The sequence below is a fragment of the Streptomyces sp. OfavH-34-F genome, assembly GCF_022347745.1.
Lineage (GTDB): Bacteria > Actinomycetota > Actinomycetes > Streptomycetales > Streptomycetaceae > Streptomyces.
On the sequence record NZ_JAKRGC010000501.1, the window covers coordinates 1 to 2,938 of the forward strand.

At 76.9% G+C, this 2,938-nt stretch carries 2 protein-coding genes and 2 pseudogenes; 2 read left to right on the forward strand and 2 right to left on the reverse strand.

Features of this window, described 5'->3' with window-relative positions:
- Positions 1–493, forward strand: a pseudogene (locus tag MHW47_RS33985) (ATPase); the annotation flags it as partial.
- 72 nt (positions 494–565) lie between these two features.
- Complete coding sequence (locus MHW47_RS33990; protein ID WP_239227698.1) at positions 566–1,489, forward strand: sirohydrochlorin chelatase; 924 nt, start codon at positions 566–568, stop codon at positions 1,487–1,489.
- A gap of 66 nt (positions 1,490–1,555) precedes the next feature.
- Here the strand turns inward: MHW47_RS33990 and MHW47_RS33995 are convergent, their stop codons facing one another.
- Together MHW47_RS33995 and MHW47_RS34000 are read right to left on the reverse strand one after the other, a co-directional pair.
- A complete protein-coding gene (locus MHW47_RS33995; RefSeq protein ID WP_239227699.1) occupies positions 1,556–2,602 on the reverse strand; it encodes a lactonase family protein in 1,047 nt (348 codons plus the stop codon).
- 102 nt (positions 2,603–2,704) lie between these two features.
- A pseudogene (locus MHW47_RS34000) lies at positions 2,705–2,938 on the reverse strand (FUSC family protein); the annotation flags it as partial.

The following is a 2,938-nucleotide window of genomic DNA, read 5'->3' on the forward strand; positions in this document are numbered from 1 at the left end:
ATCTCTGCTGGAGCGGCTGGAGGCGGTGTTCGGCGCGCCGGCCGCGCTGCCGGGGCTGCTGTATCCGCGCGCCGACCGGCCCGCCCTGCTGGCCTCGTTCGCGCCGGAGGTGGCCGCGTGCGCGGACCGCGATCCGGTGGCCGCGGGCATCCTGGACGCCGCTGCCGCGCACATCGCGGAGGCGGCCGCGGCGGTCTGCCCGCAGCCGGGTCCGGGCGACGAGGGGTGCGAAGTCGCGCTGACGGGCGGGCTGTTCCGGATGGGCGAGCCGTTGCTCGTACCGCTGTACGAGCACCTGGCGCGGCTGCTGCCGGGGGCGCGGGCGGTCCCCGGTTCGGGTGATCCGCTGCTCGGCGCGGTGCGGATCGCCCGCGCGCTGGCCGCCGGAGAGCTGCGGCTGCCGGCTCACCCGACGCTGCTGCGTGTGCCGGCGTCCACCCCGCCGGCACCGGGCGAGCGGCACATCAACCCCGGTAAGCCGCCGATCGGATAAAAGCGGACAGAGGCCGCTCGACCGGACCCTCCCCGCGCAGGGGGCGGCCCAAAACCAGTAGCATGCGGCGCCATGAGCACCCCCACTGGGCCCGCTTCCGGCCTGCCTGTACGAATGCCGCGACCTCGCCAGTCCGGACGGCACCGCCGCCCGGAGCCGGTGGTCGCGCCCGAGGGCGCTGCCGCGCTCGTTCTCGCCGTTCCCGGCACCCCTTCCCCGGAGAGCCGCAGCCTCGCCGAAGAGGTCGTCAGCATCGCCCGTTCCGAGCTGCCCGGCCTGAACGCCCTGATCGGTTACGTGGACGGCGACGACGCCGAGTACCCGGCGCTGGCCTCCGTGATCGCGCACTCCGCCGCCGAGCGCACCGCGCGCTACGAGCAGGCGCTGGCCGTCGGCCGTGAGGTCGCCGAGCCCGAGGGCCCGGCCGCCGTGGTGGTCCCGCTGCTCGCGGGGCCGGACGGCGCGCTGGTACGGCGGATACGTCAGGCGATCACGGACAGCGAGGCCCCGGCCGAGCTGACCGACGTCCTCGGCCCGCACCCGCTGCTGGCGGAGGCCCTGCACGTGCGGCTGTCCGAGGCGGGGCTCGCCCGCGCGGACCGGGCCAGGCTGTTCACGGTGGCGACGGCCGCCGACGGCATCGTGCTCGCCACGATGGGCGGCGAGGAGGCCGTGCAGGCCGCCGGGATCACGGGCATGCTGCTGGCGGCCCGGCTCGCGGTGCCGGTGATGGCCGCCGCGCTCGACGTGGAGGGCTCGGTCGCCGCGATCGCGGACCAGCTGAAGGGTGCCGGCTCGCTGCAGCTCGCCGTGGCGCCGTACGTGGTGGGCCCCGAGGTGACGGAGGGCCTGCTGGACGCGGCGGCGAAGGAGGCCGGCTGCGCGAGCGCCGAGCCGCTGGGCGCGTACCCGGCGATCGGCAAGCTGGTGCTCTCGATGTACGCGTCGGCCCTGGGGATCACCCCGCAGGCCGCGCAGGGGGCGCAGGCCCACTGACCCTTCCGGTTCCACGAGCGGGGCCCCCGCGGCGGACGGCAGTCCGGCGCGGGGGCCCCGTCGCTGTCAGCCGAAGACCACGCAGGAGGCGGCCGGGGCGTCGAGGGAGCCCTCGTGGTGCGGGACGCCGGTCTCCGGGTCCACGGTGAACCAGGCGACGTTGCCGCTGCGCTCGTTGGCCGCGTACAGCCGGCGGCCGGTCGGGTCGAGCGCGAGGTCGCGGGGCCAGTGGCCGCCGCAGTCCACGGTGGTGACCAGCGAGGGGTGCTCGCCGGTCGCGTCGAGGGCGAGCACGGAGATGCTGTCGTGGCCGCGGTTGGCGGCCCACAGGAACCGTCCGTCGGGGGCGACGACGACCTCGGAGGGGTAGCTGGGGCCGGTCGCGTCCCCGGGGAGCACGGGGGTCTCGCCGACCGGCTCCAGGACGCCCCCGGTGGCGTCCCACCGGCACACGGTGACCGTGGGTTCCAGTTCGTTCAGGACGTAGGCGTGCCGGCCCGAGGGGTGGAACGCCAGGTGGCGGGGGCCGATGCCGGGGCGCAGGGCCGTCTCGCCGTGCGGGCGCAGCTCCCCGGTGGCCGGGTCGAGCGCGCAGACGCGTACGGAGTCGGTGCCGAGGTCGACGCTCAGGACCCAGGTGCCGGACGGGTCGGGCAGGACCTGGTGGGCGTGCGGGCCCTCCTGGCGGTCGGTGACCGGGCCGCTGCCCTCGTGGGCGAGGACGGAGGCGACGGGGCCGAGGGTGCCGTCGCCGGCGACGGGCAGCACGCTGACGCTGCCGGAGGTGTAGTTGGCGGTGACCAGGTGGCCGGCCGCGAGGGCGAGGTGGGTGGGGCCGTCGCCGTCCACGGGCCGGATCTCGCCAAGGGTGCGGGGCTCGTCCGCGGTGACGTCGAGGGCCGCGGCGGCTCCCGGTCCGGTCTCGCTGACCGCGTAGAGGACCGTGCCGCCGGGGCCGGGCGCCAGGTAGGAGGGGTCGGCGACGGCGTCCGTCGCGCCCAGGACCGTGAGCGCGCCGGTCAGCGGGTCCACGGCGGCGACGGTGACGCCCCGTCCGCCGGCCGAGGTGAACGACCCGATGAATGCCCGTCCCGCACCGTTGCTGCTGTCCACCGCTGCTCCTCCCCGCCGGCGCTGCGCTCGGCGGACGTGGCCGTCGTGATCTTTCCGGCGACGGTAGCAGTGCGGTGTGCTGGTCCGGACCAAGGGTCGCGGTCAGGCGGTGACCAGGGGCGCTCCGGGTGGGCTGTGCAGGGGGGCGGCGAGTTCGGTGAGCGCGCGTTCCAGGCTGTGCAGGTGGGCGAGGGCGGGTTCGGTGCCGGCCGGGTGGGCCGGAAGGGTGGCGGGGGTGGCGCGGGCGGGGCGCTCCGGGGCGGTCAGCGCCTCCACGGCGGACTCGACGCGCCAGCAGGCGGCGGCGAGCCGGGCGTCGTGGGACGCCTCGGGGTC

Bases quoted from the DNA above. Each gene is read 5' to 3' on its own strand.
- MHW47_RS33990 (WP_239227698.1), top strand. From the start codon at position 566: ATGAGCACCCCCACTGGGCCCGCTTCCGGCCTGCCTGTACGAATGCCG.